Raw genomic sequence first — 12,858 nt, 5'->3', positions numbered from 1 at the left:
ACACATCAAGCCATCCGCCACCCGCCGTGCCCAGCGATCCGACGCAGCGGCTTCGAGCGTCGGTCGAGGCACGCGACATCCTGGTGACGGCCTTCATCGGCGCCGCCATCTCGCTCACCGCCTGCGGCGACGGCTCCGACGGCCAGCAACAGAATCTCGCCGAGCAGAGCGCACAGCAGGCGGCCCTGGTGGATGAAGGCAAGCGGATCTTCCGCTTTGACACATTCGGCGACGAGGCCCAGTGGACCGACGCGCTGAGGATGCATGAGGTCATCAGCGCCGCCGTCGATCCCGTGACCGCGCTGCCGGTCGGACTGAAGGTCGACGCCGAGGCCTTGCCGGCGGCGGTGGCGCGGTATCCAGAACGGAAGGATCAATCTCACGAGCCCCGCCACGACCATCGCACTGCTCAAGCTCGATGCCGTGGTCGGCCTCAAGGGCAGGGTCGAGACGGTCGACGGCAAGGATGCGCTGACGCGGGTCGGCATCACCTGCGCGCTGTGCCATTCGACCGTCGACAACTCCTTCGCGCCGGGCATCGGCAAGCGGCTCGATGGCTGGGCCAACAGGGACCTGAACCCGGGCGCCATCGCGCTGTCTCCGGCGGTGGACGCGGCGATGAAGGCTGTCTTCAACGCCTGGGGCAAGGGCAAGTTCGATCCGCGCCACAACGTGGACGGCATCAGCAACCCGGTCGTGATTCCGCCGGCGCCACCGCAGCCGGTCGGGGCAGGCGGGTCTTCGAGGGCGCGGGAAAGTGCGTGGCCTGCCACAGCGGCGCATTGTTCACCGATGCCAATGCGATGTTGCATCCGCCTGCCGACTCGATGGCCGAGCCCGAGTTCCGGAGCTGTGCCGCGCGATCCGCGAGCAGGCAGTACCGCACCACGCCGCTCAAGGGCGCATGGCAGCACGCGCCCTACTTCCACAACGGATCGGCCGCGACGCTGGAGGATGTCGCCGCCACCTACAACGCGAAGCGAGCACTCGGCCTGAGCGCGCAAGAGATCGCCGATCTGGCCGAGTACCTGAAGTCGCTGTAGGGGCGCGAGATCCCGCCCCTGCCGCATATCCCACCATCCACCACGGTCAGGAAGACCCATGCTGAGAACGACAGACCCACTGGAGCCCATCTTCGGGACGGAAGCAACGCCCACGCCGATGCGCGCCTCCGAGCGCATCCGCCATCGGCTGGCCGCCGCAGACTGCCGCTACCACGCGAACGACAACATCTCGGCCTTCATCCGGCCAGGGGAACTCGAAGAGCTCAAGGCCGAAGTCCGGACCAGGATGCAGGAGTTGCTGCACGCACTCGTGATCGACACGGAGAACGACCACAACACGAGTCAGACGGCCGAGCGCGTGGCGCGCATGTTCCTGACCGAGGTCTTCCGCGGGCGCTATGTCCCGATGCCCGCGGTGACGGAGTTTCCCAACGCGTCTCGCGTGAACCAGCTGATGATCGTCGGCCCGCTCACGGTGCGCAGCGCCTGTTCGCATCATCTGTGTCCGATCATGGGGAAGCTGTGGATCGGCATCCTGCCCAACGAGCATTCCAAGCTGATCGGCCTTTCGAAGTACGCCCGCATCTGCGACTGGATCCTGGGTCGTCCGCAGATCCAGGAGGAGGCCGTAATGATGCTCGCCGATGAGCTGGAGCAGCAGGTGAAGCCCGACGGGCTGGCGCTCGTGATGGAGTGCGATCACTTCTGCATGCACTGGCGCGGGGTGAAGGACCACGAAGCCGCGATGACCAGCAGCGTGATGCGCGGCACCTTCCTGAAGGACGCGACGCTGCGCCGCGAGTTCCTTTCGCTTCTGAGCAGGAAGAGCGGCTGACCCGCGCCATGACGGATCCGGGCTCGGCGCCCTAAGCCGACCTGAACGGCCGCTGCCGCATCCACTTCGTCGCCACCCACTTCTCCCCGCGCAGCACCGGGCTGCTCGCATGCAGCGAGGCATGGTCGAGCTGGTCCAGGCTGTTGCAGTACTCGAAGTACACGGCATGGCCGCGCTGCGCGGATACCGCCCAGCCGGCCTCGGAGAAGACCGTCTCGCCGCCCTCGGGCACGTCGTTGAGGTAGCTGACCATCGTGCTGACGCGCTGGCCGCTGCGCGCGATCGAGGCCACGTTCGCCGGGTTCGACGGCACCAGGAAGTCGAAGTGCGGCGCGCTGCCCGCGCCCTGCGGATAGTGGAGCACCTGCAGGCCCTCCCCATGCTCGACCGGCAGGTTCATCACTTCCGCGATGCGCCGGTCGAGCCGCGCAATGAAGGCGTCTTCCAGCGGGCGGAAGAACATGCCGAAGCTGCCGCGCAGGCCCGTGACCACGTCGCGTCCGGTCTGCGGGTCGACGATGGTCGAGGGCGCGAGGCGCGGGCGCGCGAGCTCGATGAGCCGGGCGCATTCCTCGGCGCTCAGCACGTCGGTCAGCACCGCGAGCTGGGGCTGCGCGGCCCGCGCGGCGACGCGCACCGTCCGGTCGGAGGTGGCGATCGCCGTGCCGGGCCGAAGGCGTGGGGTCTCATACCCGTAGGCGGGCACCGCGCCATCCTGCTGCGGCAGTTCGACCATGTCGCGCGGCGCGGGCCTTCCGGCCGCCCGCGCCTGAACGAAGGCCGCGACGATCGCGCGGGCGGCTTCGGGCGCCATCTTCTGGCGCTGCATCTCCTCCACGATGTCGGCCGGCACCTGGCCGCTGTCGAGGTGCTGCTGGATCCACGGGCCCAGCTCGGGGGAGAAGCGCACGACAGTCGTCATGGCGCTACAGGTCCACGGCGACCCAGCCGGCGTCGCCAAGGCGGAAGCTTTCGGTCAGCTGCGCGCTGCCCGCGTTGCGCAGCACGTTGGCCACGACAGGAAACACCTTCTGCGCCTCGGGATCGTTCATCCACGGCACGGGCTCGACCTTGTAGGTGTAGTTCACGACCATCAGCCGGTCGGCCGGCGTCGAGCCGGCAGCCGCGCCGGCCTGCGGCGCGGCGTGCGCATCCCAGCTCACCACCTTGTCGAGCGTGAGCCTGGCAACGCAGAGATCGCCCTGCGGCGCCCTGGTGCCGTCGCGCCGCGGCATGTCGCGCGTCAGGTAGTACTTCCTGCCGGCCTCGGTGAGCTCGTAGCGCTGCACCTTCATGTGGTGCACCTCGTCCTCGTCCTTCCGGTCGATCTCGGCGACCGAGCCCGTGACGAGGCCGAGCCTCTCGAGCACCGGCATCTGGAGCGCGTCGCGCGCATGGGTTTCGAAGTCGTGCGCCGTCACGTCGATCGGCCAGCTGGTCTTGCCGACGCAGAGGTCCCCGCGGCTGGCGAGGTAGGTGCGCATCGCGGCGGTGAAGTTCTCGGCGTTCGCGTCGGTGGGCTTGCTGCCGCACGCGCCGAGCAGGCACAGGCCGGCCAGGGCGAGGCCGCCAACTACGGGGGAAAGGAAGGGGTGCATGGGATTCGTCCGGAGAGTCATTGAACACAGGTGGTCGGCGGCGTCGCGGGCGGCTTGTAGTCGTCGTCGAGCGTGTGGAGGAAGCACAGCAGATCGGCGATGTCCTGTTCCGACATCGGCGGCGCCGAGTGCGCCGGGCGGCCATCGAGCGGCAGCTGCGTGTCGATGTTGGCGGCGAATGAGGGCGGAAGATCGTCGTACTTCCGCACCGTGCCGCCGGTGTACTGGACGGTGACGAGACCGTAGCTCGGGAAGCCCGGGTCGGGCGTCGCCTTCGGCGTGCCGCCGACGGTCGGATACCAGATCTCCGGCAGGGTGTCCCGCGTGTTGTAGAAGCGGATCACCTGTTCGAGCGAGTGCATCACGCCGTTGTGGAAGAAGCTCTTGCGCGCGCTCAGGTTGCGCAGCGTCGGCGCCTTGAACATGCCGCAGAAGCCGTTGCCGGGCGCGGGTGCGTGGTCGGTGCGCAAGGGGCCGCAGATGCCGAGGTCGACGAAGTTCGCATCGGCATTGGCCGGGATCGCGGGATTGCGCGGCACGCCGATGGCCTCGTAGGAGAAGTCGGTGAACAGCGCCGAACTGCCGTTCAGGCCCGCCCCCTGGTAGTGGCAGGAGGCGCAGTTGGCTGTGCCGGGGTTGGTGAAGACCTTCAGCCCGCGCGCCTCGGCGGCGCTCAGGGTGCCGCCGATCTTGTTGCTCGCGTAGAGATCGAACTTGCTCGAATAGGGGTGGAAGCTCGCGTCCTCCAGCTGGTAGGCCTGCAGCGCGCCGCGCGCCTTCAGGAAGGCCGCGTCGGCGTCGGCGAACGCATCGGCGCCGAAGGCCTTGCGGAAGAGATCGGCATAGGGCCCGGCCTGGAGCCTGGCCACGACATCCGCCGCGCTGCCGTTGGCCATCTCGTTCGGATCGAGCAGCGGGATCCCCGCCTGGTCGGCGAGCGTCGGTGCCCGGCCGTCCCAGGTGAAGCCCCCGCCCGGGCCGGGAACGCTGATGCCGTCGGGGTTGTCGAGCAGGTCGGCGTAGGGGGGCGTGACGTCCTTGTAGCGCAGCGAGGGCACGGCGCGGGTGCCGGCCTTGTCGAGATGGGGGCCGCCGAGCTGGACCGACAGGTCGTTCGGCGGGCCGTAGGCGAAGTTGGGGTCGTGGCAGGTCGCGCAGGACATCTTTCCGGAGCCGGAGAGGCGCGGGTCGAAGAACATCTTCGCGCCGACCTGGGCCGCGAGGCTCAGCCTGGTGTTCGATGAAGGCGCGGGCGATGGGCCGGCCGCGGCTGCCGAAGGCGAAGCCGCGGGTGCGTCGCTGCCGCCGCACGCGGCGAGCGCGCCGCACAGCGCGATGGCAAGAATGAATGGGGATGCGCGCATGGCGACTTCCTGTCGGTCACGAGGTCGAGGGCAAGAATGCGAAAAGGGATGGCTCCGTGCGAGCCACCCCGAGCGGGAAAGCGCCGGCCGCGACGCCGCGAGGCGTGCGCGGCCGGCCGCCGCGCTTACTTCTTCAGCGCCCAGACATTGGTCTGGACGGCATCCGGACCGGTCTGCAGATCCGCCACCGTCACGTCGCCCGACTGCTTCTGCGCATAGCTCGCCGCCGCGATCCACGCGTGGTTGATCGGACGCACCGAGTCGAAGTGGGTGTCGGCGCTGCCGAGGTACTCGGGCAGGTTGGCGATGTTCTGCGCGATGAAATGCTCGGTGTACTTCGAGCGGTTCATGTACGAGGCATCGACGGCCGGGTCGGCGATCTGGAACATGTCCTGGAAGGTGCGCACCAGCGAGAAGTGGCTGTAGGCGTCGCCGTCCACCACGCCCGTGGGCGCATTGGGCTGGTTGCTCAGGATGCCGAAGATGCTCTCGCCGTGGCCCTTGTTGCCCATGCCGTAATTGACGATCGTGGTGTCCTTCGAATAGGTGCCGTCGGCGTTGTGCACCAGCGGCACCGTGCCGTTGCTCTTCGTCGCGTTCCAGCCGCAGCAGGAATTGAATGCGCCGGTGGCATTGCCTTCGTCGAACATCAGGATGATCGCGACGCGCTTCTGCGGGTTCTTCCACAGCGGGGAGGACTTGATCTTCGTCACCAGCGCATCGACGTAGTTGTCGCCGCGCGTGATGATCGCGCCGCCGGTGGCGGTCGGCACGTTGTTGGCCACGCTGCTGCAGTCGCTCGCGGTGACCAGGGTCGGATCGCTGCCGACCGTGCCCTTCACCGTGATGCCGTGCATGTCGTCGCACTGGTCGGGCATGACGAAGTTCAGCGCGCCCACCGCGCCGCTGGCGAGGTCGGTGCCGAGCTGGTCCTGGTCGTAGCCCGCGGGAATCGTGTAGGCCGTGCTGCTCTTGAGCGCGGCATCCCACTGGCCGCCACCCATCGTGCGGTTGCTGTAGAGCCACTCCGGCGCGCTGCGCACGTTCTGGTAGGCCATGCCGGGGTGATGCTTGGTCTTGTACAGGCCGGCGGGCATCGGCAGGTTCAGGCCGGGCGTGCCGACGGCCGTGGCGTTGCCGCCGAGCGTGCCGGGCGCATAGACGTGGTCCTGCGCGACCACCGCGGTGTCGGACTGGCTGTCGGCGCGCAGGTCCTGGCCCGGGTTGGTCGATTCGTTGTAGGTGCGCCAAGTCATGCCCGCGGCCGTCAGGGCATTGAAGAGGTTGGGCTTGCCGATGATGTTGTGGTTCACGCCGCTGGCGCCGCAGTTCGTCGGGACCGCCACGAAGGGCGAGTGCTGCATGCCCGGCTGGCTGGGGTCGGGCAGCGGCAAGTCCTGCACCGCATTCGCACCGGTCGCGGCGCAGTTCCACTGGTTGTCGTCGGTGATGCCGAAGTCGTCGGCGCCGCCGAGCGCGGTGTAGTTCGGCTCGCTGGGGTTGCCGGTCGCATAGTAGGAGGTCAGCTGGTTGCCCGCCTTCAGCAGCGCGTTGATCTTCGGCGCGAAGGCCGAGTTGCGGATCGACAGCGTCGCCTTGTTCTCGAGCATCACGACGAAGACGTTGTCGTAGCGCGGGATGCCTTCGACGTTGAAGGCGGCTTGCTGGGATTGCGCGAAGGTGATGGGCTTGCGCGTATCCGGGCCGGTCACCGCCGAATTGGGCGTGACGCCGGCCAGGCCGCCGAGCGTCGGGTCGCCGCCCGCCACCGCGAGCGCGTCGGGGAAGAGGTCGCCGCGATCGAGCTTGGTGATGGCGTAGGTGAAGCGGTTGTCGAGCAGCTTGGACTCGGCGAGCATCGCGACGCCCGCGGCGCCGGTGACGGTGCCGACGTCGGTGATCAGGCTGGCGGGCGAGACGCCGATGCGGGTCGCGAGGTTCTGCTTCTCGGTGGCGTAGTCGGTGCCGTTGGCTTCGGCCATGCGCGCGATTTCGGAGGACAGCGGGCTGATCACGATCGAGCCGCCGGCCTGTTCGTTGACCTGGCCGAGCGAGACGCGCAGCACGTCGCGGCTCGCGACCTTGGCGCCGCTGGCGGTGTTGGTCGCATCGGTGCCGATGTCGGCGATCAGGGCGGCATTGGCCGGGAGCCTGATGCTGAAGTGGCCCTTGCTGTCGGTGGTGACCGGGTTCTCGGACGACTCGCAACGGCCGTTGGCATTGGCGTCGACGCACACCTTGGCGCCGGCGTAATAGGCCGGCGCGATGGTCGGGTCGGTCGCGCTGCCCGGCTTGAAGTTGGTGGCGGTCACGACGCCGTTGAGCGACACGGAGGTATCGACAGGCGCTGTGCTGCCGCCACCGCCGCCGCACGCGGCCAGGATGGAAGCGGCGAGGACCGTGAGCGACGTGAGAAGGACGTTCTTGGATGTTGTCATGGATGTCCGGACGTAGGGTTTGGCGATGGAACGCATGGCGGGTCCGGGCCGAGGCGGAGCCGGACCCGGGCCGAGGGGAGAGTCCCCACGGGCCGAACGGACTCTAGGTCGGGGGTGTGACCGCCGCGTGTCGCCAGAATGAGAACTTTCTAATAATCGAAAATGCGGGCGCAGACGCATCCGGCGCACAATCGCCGGCGCGCCACGTCACCACTACACAAGAGAATCCATGCCTCGATTGATCCTGATGGAGCATCCCGGAGCGACCCGGCAGATCACGCTGAAGCCCGACGAAAACAAAATCGGCCGCATCCCGCAGAACGACATCGTGATCGACGCCGACCAGGTGAGCCGGGTGCATGCGTGCATCACCGTCGAGCAGGCCTTCGTCGTCCTGAAGGATTTGGGCAGCCGCAACGGCACCTTCGTGAACGGCACGAGAATCGACACCCAGGTCCTGGCCAACGGCGACAGCATCCGGATCGGCACTTGCGAGATGCGCTTCCTGTCGGGCGAGCAGGAGTTCACCCAGGTGGAGGCGCTTCGCCTGCTGACGGTGCCGGGCCTGCTGGTCGACATCGATCGGCTCGCGCCGGCCGAGCCTTCCACGGTGGCCAGCGCTTCGCGCTGAGGCGGCGGATCCGGCCTACGCCTTCAGGCGCCGTCCGTTCAAGCCGAGGCGGGACGCAGCAGCGCCACGAACGCCAGCGCCGCCGGCGACAGGCTGTGCGCCAGGCGGGTGATCAGGTAGATCGGCGGCACGCGGATCGGCAAATCCACCGGCAGCACGGCCAGCACGCCCAGCCGCGCATAGTGCGCCGCCTGGGAGGCCGGCATCACGGCGGCCATGTCCGTCAGTTCGAGCAAGGCGGTCATGGCGATGGGGGACGCGGTCTCCGTGACATCGAGCCGCTCCTGGATGCCGGCTTCGCGCAGCACGGCCTCGAAGCGCCCGCGCTGCGGCGAGCCCGGCGGCTGCAGGACCCAGGGCCAGTCGACCAGCTCGCGCAGCGACACCGACGCCCGCGCGAACAAGGGATGGCCCTTGCGCACCACCACCACCTGCGGCTCGCCGAGCAGCGGCGCGCAAAGAAAGTCCTCCGCGTTGTGGTCTTCGGTGAGACGGCCCAGCATCAGGTCGACCTCGCCGCGCGCCAGCTGCCGGAGCATCACGTCGCTGGTATCGACCACCACGCTCACCGCCACGCGCGCGTGCTTCTGCTTGTAGGCCGCCAGCGCCGGCGCGAGCAGTTCGGGCACCGCGCCCGGCACGCTGCCGACACGCAGCGAGCCGCTGAGCCCGCTGCGCAGCGCCTCCACCTCCTCGCATACCGCGCCGAAGTCCGTCAACACCCAGCGGGCATGGCGCACCAGTGCCAGGCCATAGGGCGTGGGCGTCATGCCGCGCGCCACGCGCATGAAGAGCGGGACGGAAAAGGTCTCCTCCAGCTGCTGCAGCAGCTTGGTGGCGGCCGGCTGGCTGATGCTCATCGCCGCCGCCGCGCGGCCCAGATGGCGGTGCTGGTCGAGCAGCGCCAGCAGCACCCATTGGCGCGTGCGCAGGCGCAGCAGCAGGCGCCATGGCGGGAGATCGGGGTTGGCGCAGCCGGGTGGAGTCATATACGGATGTATATGCATTCTTCAGAACATTCGATTGGATCGGAATGGCGAACTTCCCTAACCTGCGCTGGCGAAGCCCACAAGAAAACCGGAACCACGGAGACAAACCCATGCCCTTCCACCTTCTGCGCCGGGCGGTGCTGTGCGGCTGCGCCGCCGCCCTGCTCACCGCGCCGCTGCATGCCGCCGCCCAGTCGTCCTACCCCGACAAGCCCTTGAGGATCATGGTCGGGGCCTCGCCCGGCGGCGGCACCGACATCCTGGCGCGCATGCTCGCCGAGAAGTTCGGCGCCGCGCTCAAGCAGCCGGTCGTGGTGGAGAACCGGCCCGGCGCATCCAACACCATCGCGGCCGAACTCACGGCGCGCGCCAGCGCGGACGGCAGCACGCTGCTGCTGGCGACCAACACCGGCCAGGCCGTGGCGCCGCATCTGCTCAAGCTCAAGTACGACCCGCTCAAGGACCTGCAGCCGATCGGCCTGGTGGCCGTGATGCCCAACGTGCTGGTCGTGCCGGCGGATTCGCCCTACCGCAACGTCAAGGAACTCGTGGCCGCCATGCGCGCCAGGCCCGGCGGCTTCCGCTATGCCTCGTCGGGCATCGGCAGCACGCAGCACGTGGGCGGCGAAGCCTTCGCCCTCGCCACCGGCACCAAGGCCATCCATGTGCCCTACCGCGGCAGCTCGCAAGCCCACATGGACATCCTCGGCGGGCAGGTGGAGATGATGTTCGACAGCACCTCCTCGGCCATGCAGCAGATCAAGGCCGGCAAGTTCCGCGCGCTGGCGGTGGCGGCGGCCCGGCGCACGCCCGAGCTGCCGGAAGTGCCGACGCTGGCCGAGGAAGGCGTCAAGGGCGCCGACGTGAACACCTGGTACGGCCTCTTCGTCACCGCCGGCACGCCGCGCGCCGCCGTGGAAAGGCTGGCCAGGGAACTCGCCCTGAGCCTGAAGATGCCCGACGTGCAGGACCGCATCAAGGGGCTCGGGGGAGAGATCACGCCGCTGGGCATCGAGGCCTTCGCCGAGATGAACCGCGACGAATTCGAGCGCTACGGCAAGCTGGTCAGGGACGCCGGAATCCGCGCCGAATGAATACGCCAACAACCAAAGGACGATTGCCGATGAAACCCAGAATCGCAGTGCTGCTCGGCGACCCGAGCGGCATCGGGCCCGAGATGACGGTGAAGCTGCTGCGGCGGGCGCGCAACCTGGAGGCCGCCGATGTGCTGCTGATCGGCGACCCGCTGGTGCTCGCGAGCGGCGAGCGGATCGCGGACGAGCGTCTCGACCCCCTGAAGCTCCACGGGCTCGACGACCTGCGCTTCGAGCCCGGCCGCGCGAGCCTGCTCGTCCAGCAGACGATGGGCGGCATTCCGCCGCTGCTGGGCGAGTCGAACGCGCATTCGGGCCGCGCCTCTTTCGAGGCGATGGAGCTGGCCACCGAGGCCGTGCGCCGCGGCCTGGTCGCCGGCATCGTCTTCGCGCCGCTCAACAAGCATTCGCTGCGCCTGGGCGGCCTGACGCACGAGGACGAACTGCGCTACATGCAGGAGCGATTCTGGGTACCGGGTTTCGTCTGCGAGTTCAACATCACGGGAACGCTGTGGACTTCGCGCGTGACCTCGCACGTGCCGCTGAGGGAGGTGGCGGACCTGATCACTTCCGAGGGCGTGCAGGACGCGGTGCGCATCATCCGCGACGCCCTACGAAGCGCGGGGGTGGAGGCGCCGCGCATCGCGGTCTCCGGGCTCAATCCGCATGCCGGCGACGGCGGCTCCATCGGGCAGGAGGAGATCGAGGTGATCGAGCCGGCCGTGCGCGCCCTGCAGGCGCAGGGCATCGACGCGCGCGGGCCGTTCTCGCCCGACACGGTCTTCATCGGCGCGCGGCGAGGCGACTTCGACGCGGTGGTGTCGATGTACCACGACCAGGGCCAGATCGCGATGAAGCTGCTGGGCTTCGAGCAGGGCGTGACGCTGCACGGCGGCCTGCCGGTGCCGGTGGCCACCTCGGCCAGCGGCAGCGCCTTCGACATCGCGGGCAAGGGCATCGCCAATGTCGAAGGCCTGCAGCATGCCTTCGACCTGTGCGTGCGCATGAGCCGCGAGCGCGCGGCGATGCCGGCCTGAGGGCGAGGGCCGGCGCCGGGCCGGGTCAGGTCCGCGCGGGGATGCCCAGGCCCTTGACCACCGCGGGCCGGGCGACGAAGGCCGCGAGCGCGCGCGTGACGTGCGGAAATTCCTGGATGCGCACCAGATCGCCGGCCTCGTAGAAGCCGATCAGGTTGCGCACCCAGGGGAAGGTGGCAATGTCGGCGATCGTGTAGTCGTCGCCCGTGATCCAGGCGCGCTCGGCGAGCTGCTTGTTGAGCACGCCGAGCAGACGGGCCGCCTCCGCGACGTAGCGGTCGCGCGGGCGCTTGTCCTCGAAGTCCTTGCCGGCGAACTTGTTGAAGAAGCCGAGCTGGCCGAACATCGGGCCGATGCCGCCCATCTGGAACATCAGCCACTGGAGGGTCTGGTAGCGCGCGGCGGCATCCCGCGGCAGGAACTTGCCGGTCTTGTCGGCGAGGTAGATCAGGATCGCGCCGGACTCGAAAAGGGCCAGCGGCTTGCCGCCCGGGCCATCGGGATCGAGGATGGCGGGGATCTTGTTGTTCGGGCTGAGCGACAGGAACTCCGGCGACATCTGGTCGTTGTCCGCGAAGTTGACGAGGTGCGGCTCGTAGGGCAGGCCCGTCTCCTCCAGCATGATCGAGATCTTGACGCCGTTGGGCGTGGGCAGCGAATAGAGCTGGAGCCGCTCGGGGTGCTGGGCAGGCCACTTGCGGGTGATGGGGAAGGCGGAGAGATCGGTCATGGAGCGGAGCCGGGTTGAGTGGGCGGCTAGTTTCGCTGAATTCATCGCCTCGGCTCCCGCGGCCGGATCTGCTCCCCTGCGGAGTGAAGGGACGCACTGCTCGATAGCGCGCGAATGCGCCGCCAGGGCTGACCCATCAAGCGTGGCCAGAGAGGCGCCACGCACCCTCACTGTGAAACGTAGTGTGTCGAGTTCCCGGCTCGATACAGAGCCATACGGCTTGCGGGCAGATGAGGTGGAACTTGGCCAAGAATCCGGCCATCCGCAGACCGAACCACCACCGAAACATCATGAGCATCCGATCCAACGCCATCATCTTCGTCGCCGCCATCGCAGCTTCGGTCGCGGCGCTCACATTCGCCGCCCCTTCGCTGGGGGGCGACACGGCGGTCAGCGATCAACGGCAGGCGCCCGAATTCCAGGGCATCGACACCTGGCTGAACTCCCAGCCGCTGACGGCGAGTGACCTGCGCGGCAAGGTCGTGCTCGTCGACTTCTGGACCTACACCTGCATCAACTGCCTCAACCATCTGCCCTACGTCCAGGAATGGAACGAGAAGTACAAGGACAAGGGCCTGGTCGTGGTGGGCGTGCACACGCCGGAATTCGCGTTCGAGAAATCGACCCGCAACGTGCAGGACGCGATCCAGAGACTGAAGATCAGGTACGCCGTCGCCCAGGACAACGGCTACGCGACGTGGAAGGCCTTCAACAACCAGTACTGGCCGGCGGTCTACCTGATCGACAAGCAGGGGAAGATCGTCTACTCGCACTTCGGCGAGGGAAGCTACGGCGAGACCGAGAAGAAGATCCAGGCGCTCCTGGCGGAGCCGGCGCAAGCCTCAACGTCCACGGGCTCCTGACATGAGGAAGATCTGGTTCGCGCTGCTCTTCTTCGCGGGCGGCATCACGCACGAAATCCGCAATCCGACCCACTGCCTGTGCATCGCGTCCCGCCAGCCCGCCAAGCCCAGGACCTCCCGTCGCACCTAGGGCCTGTTAACACAAGCGAAGTCCATCGGCGATCAGCGCGAAGCTGATGAAGCCGAGGAACATCACGTCGAGTTTCTCGAAGCGCGAGAAGATGCGGCGGAATCCCTTGAGGCGCCGGAACAGCCGCTCGACTTCATTGCGGCGC

14 protein-coding genes and 1 pseudogene are annotated in these 12,858 nt (G+C 68.2%); 7 read left to right on the top strand and 8 right to left on the bottom strand.

Annotated elements, in window-relative coordinates:
* Window positions 1–5: 5 nt before the first annotated feature.
* Window positions 6–812, bottom strand: coding sequence for a hypothetical protein (locus AC1DNF_RS30565; RefSeq protein ID WP_478152445.1), 807 nt, complete (start codon window positions 810–812; stop codon window positions 6–8).
* Here AC1DNF_RS30565 and AC1DNF_RS30560 point away from each other — a divergent pair.
* The gene (locus AC1DNF_RS30560; RefSeq protein WP_478152414.1) at window positions 762–1,043 is read left to right on the top strand and encodes a c-type cytochrome; all 282 of its coding nucleotides are present in this window, start codon (window positions 762–764) and stop codon (window positions 1,041–1,043) included. The two genes, AC1DNF_RS30565 and AC1DNF_RS30560, sit on opposite strands and share 51 nt — an antisense overlap.
* A 58-nt stretch (window positions 1,044–1,101) precedes the next feature.
* Window positions 1,102–1,839: a GTP cyclohydrolase I gene (gene folE / locus AC1DNF_RS30555; RefSeq protein ID WP_478152413.1), complete on the top strand. Its 738-nt coding sequence runs from the start codon at window positions 1,102–1,104 to the stop codon at window positions 1,837–1,839.
* Between the two features lie 31 nt (window positions 1,840–1,870).
* Here the strand turns inward: folE and AC1DNF_RS30550 are convergent, their stop codons facing one another.
* From AC1DNF_RS30550 to AC1DNF_RS30535, 4 genes are all read right to left on the bottom strand, one after another.
* Complete coding sequence (locus tag AC1DNF_RS30550) at window positions 1,871–2,761, bottom strand: 2OG-Fe(II) oxygenase (protein WP_478152412.1); 891 nt, start codon at window positions 2,759–2,761, stop codon at window positions 1,871–1,873.
* 4 nt (window positions 2,762–2,765) lie between these two features.
* Complete coding sequence (locus tag AC1DNF_RS30545) at window positions 2,766–3,437, bottom strand: hypothetical protein (RefSeq protein WP_478152411.1); 672 nt, start codon at window positions 3,435–3,437, stop codon at window positions 2,766–2,768.
* Window positions 3,438–3,454: 17 nt separating this feature from the next.
* Window positions 3,455–4,801, bottom strand: coding sequence for a cytochrome-c peroxidase (locus AC1DNF_RS30540; protein ID WP_478152410.1), 1,347 nt, complete (start codon window positions 4,799–4,801; stop codon window positions 3,455–3,457).
* A 125-nt stretch (window positions 4,802–4,926) separates the two neighbouring features.
* Window positions 4,927–7,239 (bottom strand): phosphoesterase, encoded by a 2,313-nt coding sequence (locus tag AC1DNF_RS30535; protein ID WP_478152409.1) that lies wholly within the window; start codon window positions 7,237–7,239, stop codon window positions 4,927–4,929.
* A gap of 229 nt (window positions 7,240–7,468) precedes the next feature.
* Here AC1DNF_RS30535 and AC1DNF_RS30530 point away from each other — a divergent pair, with 229 nt between their 5' ends.
* The gene (locus tag AC1DNF_RS30530) at window positions 7,469–7,870 is read left to right on the top strand and encodes an FHA domain-containing protein (protein WP_478152408.1); all 402 of its coding nucleotides are present in this window, start codon (window positions 7,469–7,471) and stop codon (window positions 7,868–7,870) included.
* Between the two features lie 38 nt (window positions 7,871–7,908).
* Here AC1DNF_RS30530 and AC1DNF_RS30525 read toward each other — a convergent pair whose 3' ends face one another.
* Window positions 7,909–8,859 (bottom strand): LysR family transcriptional regulator, encoded by a 951-nt coding sequence (locus tag AC1DNF_RS30525; protein ID WP_478152407.1) that lies wholly within the window; start codon window positions 8,857–8,859, stop codon window positions 7,909–7,911.
* Window positions 8,860–8,969: 110 nt separating this feature from the next.
* Here AC1DNF_RS30525 and AC1DNF_RS30520 point away from each other — a divergent pair, with 110 nt between their 5' ends.
* Window positions 8,970–9,953 (top strand): Bug family tripartite tricarboxylate transporter substrate binding protein, encoded by a 984-nt coding sequence (locus AC1DNF_RS30520; RefSeq protein WP_478152406.1) that lies wholly within the window; start codon window positions 8,970–8,972, stop codon window positions 9,951–9,953.
* A gap of 29 nt (window positions 9,954–9,982) precedes the next feature.
* Window positions 9,983–10,990 carry a 4-hydroxythreonine-4-phosphate dehydrogenase PdxA gene (locus AC1DNF_RS30515; RefSeq protein WP_478152405.1) on the top strand — a complete coding sequence of 336 codons (1,008 nt, stop codon included), beginning with the start codon at window positions 9,983–9,985 and terminating at the stop codon, window positions 10,988–10,990.
* Window positions 10,991–11,015: 25 nt separating this feature from the next.
* On the opposite strand, the gene AC1DNF_RS30510 is transcribed toward AC1DNF_RS30515, so the two are convergent.
* Complete coding sequence (locus AC1DNF_RS30510) at window positions 11,016–11,720, bottom strand: glutathione S-transferase N-terminal domain-containing protein (protein WP_478152404.1); 705 nt, start codon at window positions 11,718–11,720, stop codon at window positions 11,016–11,018.
* A 290-nt stretch (window positions 11,721–12,010) separates the two neighbouring features.
* Between AC1DNF_RS30510 and AC1DNF_RS30505 the strand changes: the two genes are divergently transcribed.
* Together AC1DNF_RS30505 and AC1DNF_RS30500 are read left to right on the top strand one after the other, a co-directional pair.
* Window positions 12,011–12,583: a thioredoxin family protein gene (locus AC1DNF_RS30505; protein ID WP_478152403.1), complete on the top strand. Its 573-nt coding sequence runs from the start codon at window positions 12,011–12,013 to the stop codon at window positions 12,581–12,583.
* A 1-nt stretch (window position 12,584) separates the two neighbouring features.
* A complete protein-coding gene (locus AC1DNF_RS30500; protein ID WP_478152402.1) occupies window positions 12,585–12,713 on the top strand; it encodes a hypothetical protein in 129 nt (42 codons plus the stop codon).
* A gap of 6 nt (window positions 12,714–12,719) precedes the next feature.
* Here the strand turns inward: AC1DNF_RS30500 and AC1DNF_RS30495 are convergent.
* Window positions 12,720–12,858 (bottom strand): annotated as a pseudogene (locus AC1DNF_RS30495) (IS5-like element ISCARN85 family transposase); the annotation flags it as partial.

The sequence above is a fragment of the Variovorax sp. 01T432 genome, assembly GCF_056398605.1.
This window is presented reverse-complemented; position numbering and strand designations above follow the sequence as displayed.

Excerpts from the sequence above, each read along its gene's own strand:
- AC1DNF_RS30565 (WP_478152445.1), bottom strand. The coding sequence starts at position 812 with ATGCAACATCGCATTGGCATCGGTGAACAATGCGCCGCTGTGGCAGGC.
- folE (WP_478152413.1), top strand. The coding sequence starts at position 1,102 with ATGCTGAGAACGACAGACCCACTGGAGCCCATCTTCGGGACGGAAGCA.
- AC1DNF_RS30550 (WP_478152412.1), bottom strand. The coding sequence starts at position 2,761 with ATGACGACTGTCGTGCGCTTCTCCCCCGAGCTGGGCCCGTGGATCCAG.
- AC1DNF_RS30545 (WP_478152411.1), bottom strand. The coding sequence starts at position 3,437 with ATGCACCCCTTCCTTTCCCCCGTAGTTGGCGGCCTCGCCCTGGCCGGC.
- AC1DNF_RS30540 (WP_478152410.1), bottom strand. The coding sequence starts at position 4,801 with ATGCGCGCATCCCCATTCATTCTTGCCATCGCGCTGTGCGGCGCGCTC.
- AC1DNF_RS30535 (WP_478152409.1), bottom strand. The coding sequence starts at position 7,239 with ATGACAACATCCAAGAACGTCCTTCTCACGTCGCTCACGGTCCTCGCC.
- AC1DNF_RS30530 (WP_478152408.1), top strand. The coding sequence starts at position 7,469 with ATGCCTCGATTGATCCTGATGGAGCATCCCGGAGCGACCCGGCAGATC.
- AC1DNF_RS30525 (WP_478152407.1), bottom strand. The coding sequence starts at position 8,859 with ATGACTCCACCCGGCTGCGCCAACCCCGATCTCCCGCCATGGCGCCTG.
- AC1DNF_RS30520 (WP_478152406.1), top strand. The coding sequence starts at position 8,970 with ATGCCCTTCCACCTTCTGCGCCGGGCGGTGCTGTGCGGCTGCGCCGCC.
- AC1DNF_RS30515 (WP_478152405.1), top strand. The coding sequence starts at position 9,983 with ATGAAACCCAGAATCGCAGTGCTGCTCGGCGACCCGAGCGGCATCGGG.
- AC1DNF_RS30510 (WP_478152404.1), bottom strand. The coding sequence starts at position 11,720 with ATGACCGATCTCTCCGCCTTCCCCATCACCCGCAAGTGGCCTGCCCAG.
- AC1DNF_RS30505 (WP_478152403.1), top strand. The coding sequence starts at position 12,011 with ATGAGCATCCGATCCAACGCCATCATCTTCGTCGCCGCCATCGCAGCT.
- AC1DNF_RS30500 (WP_478152402.1), top strand. The coding sequence starts at position 12,585 with ATGAGGAAGATCTGGTTCGCGCTGCTCTTCTTCGCGGGCGGCATCACG.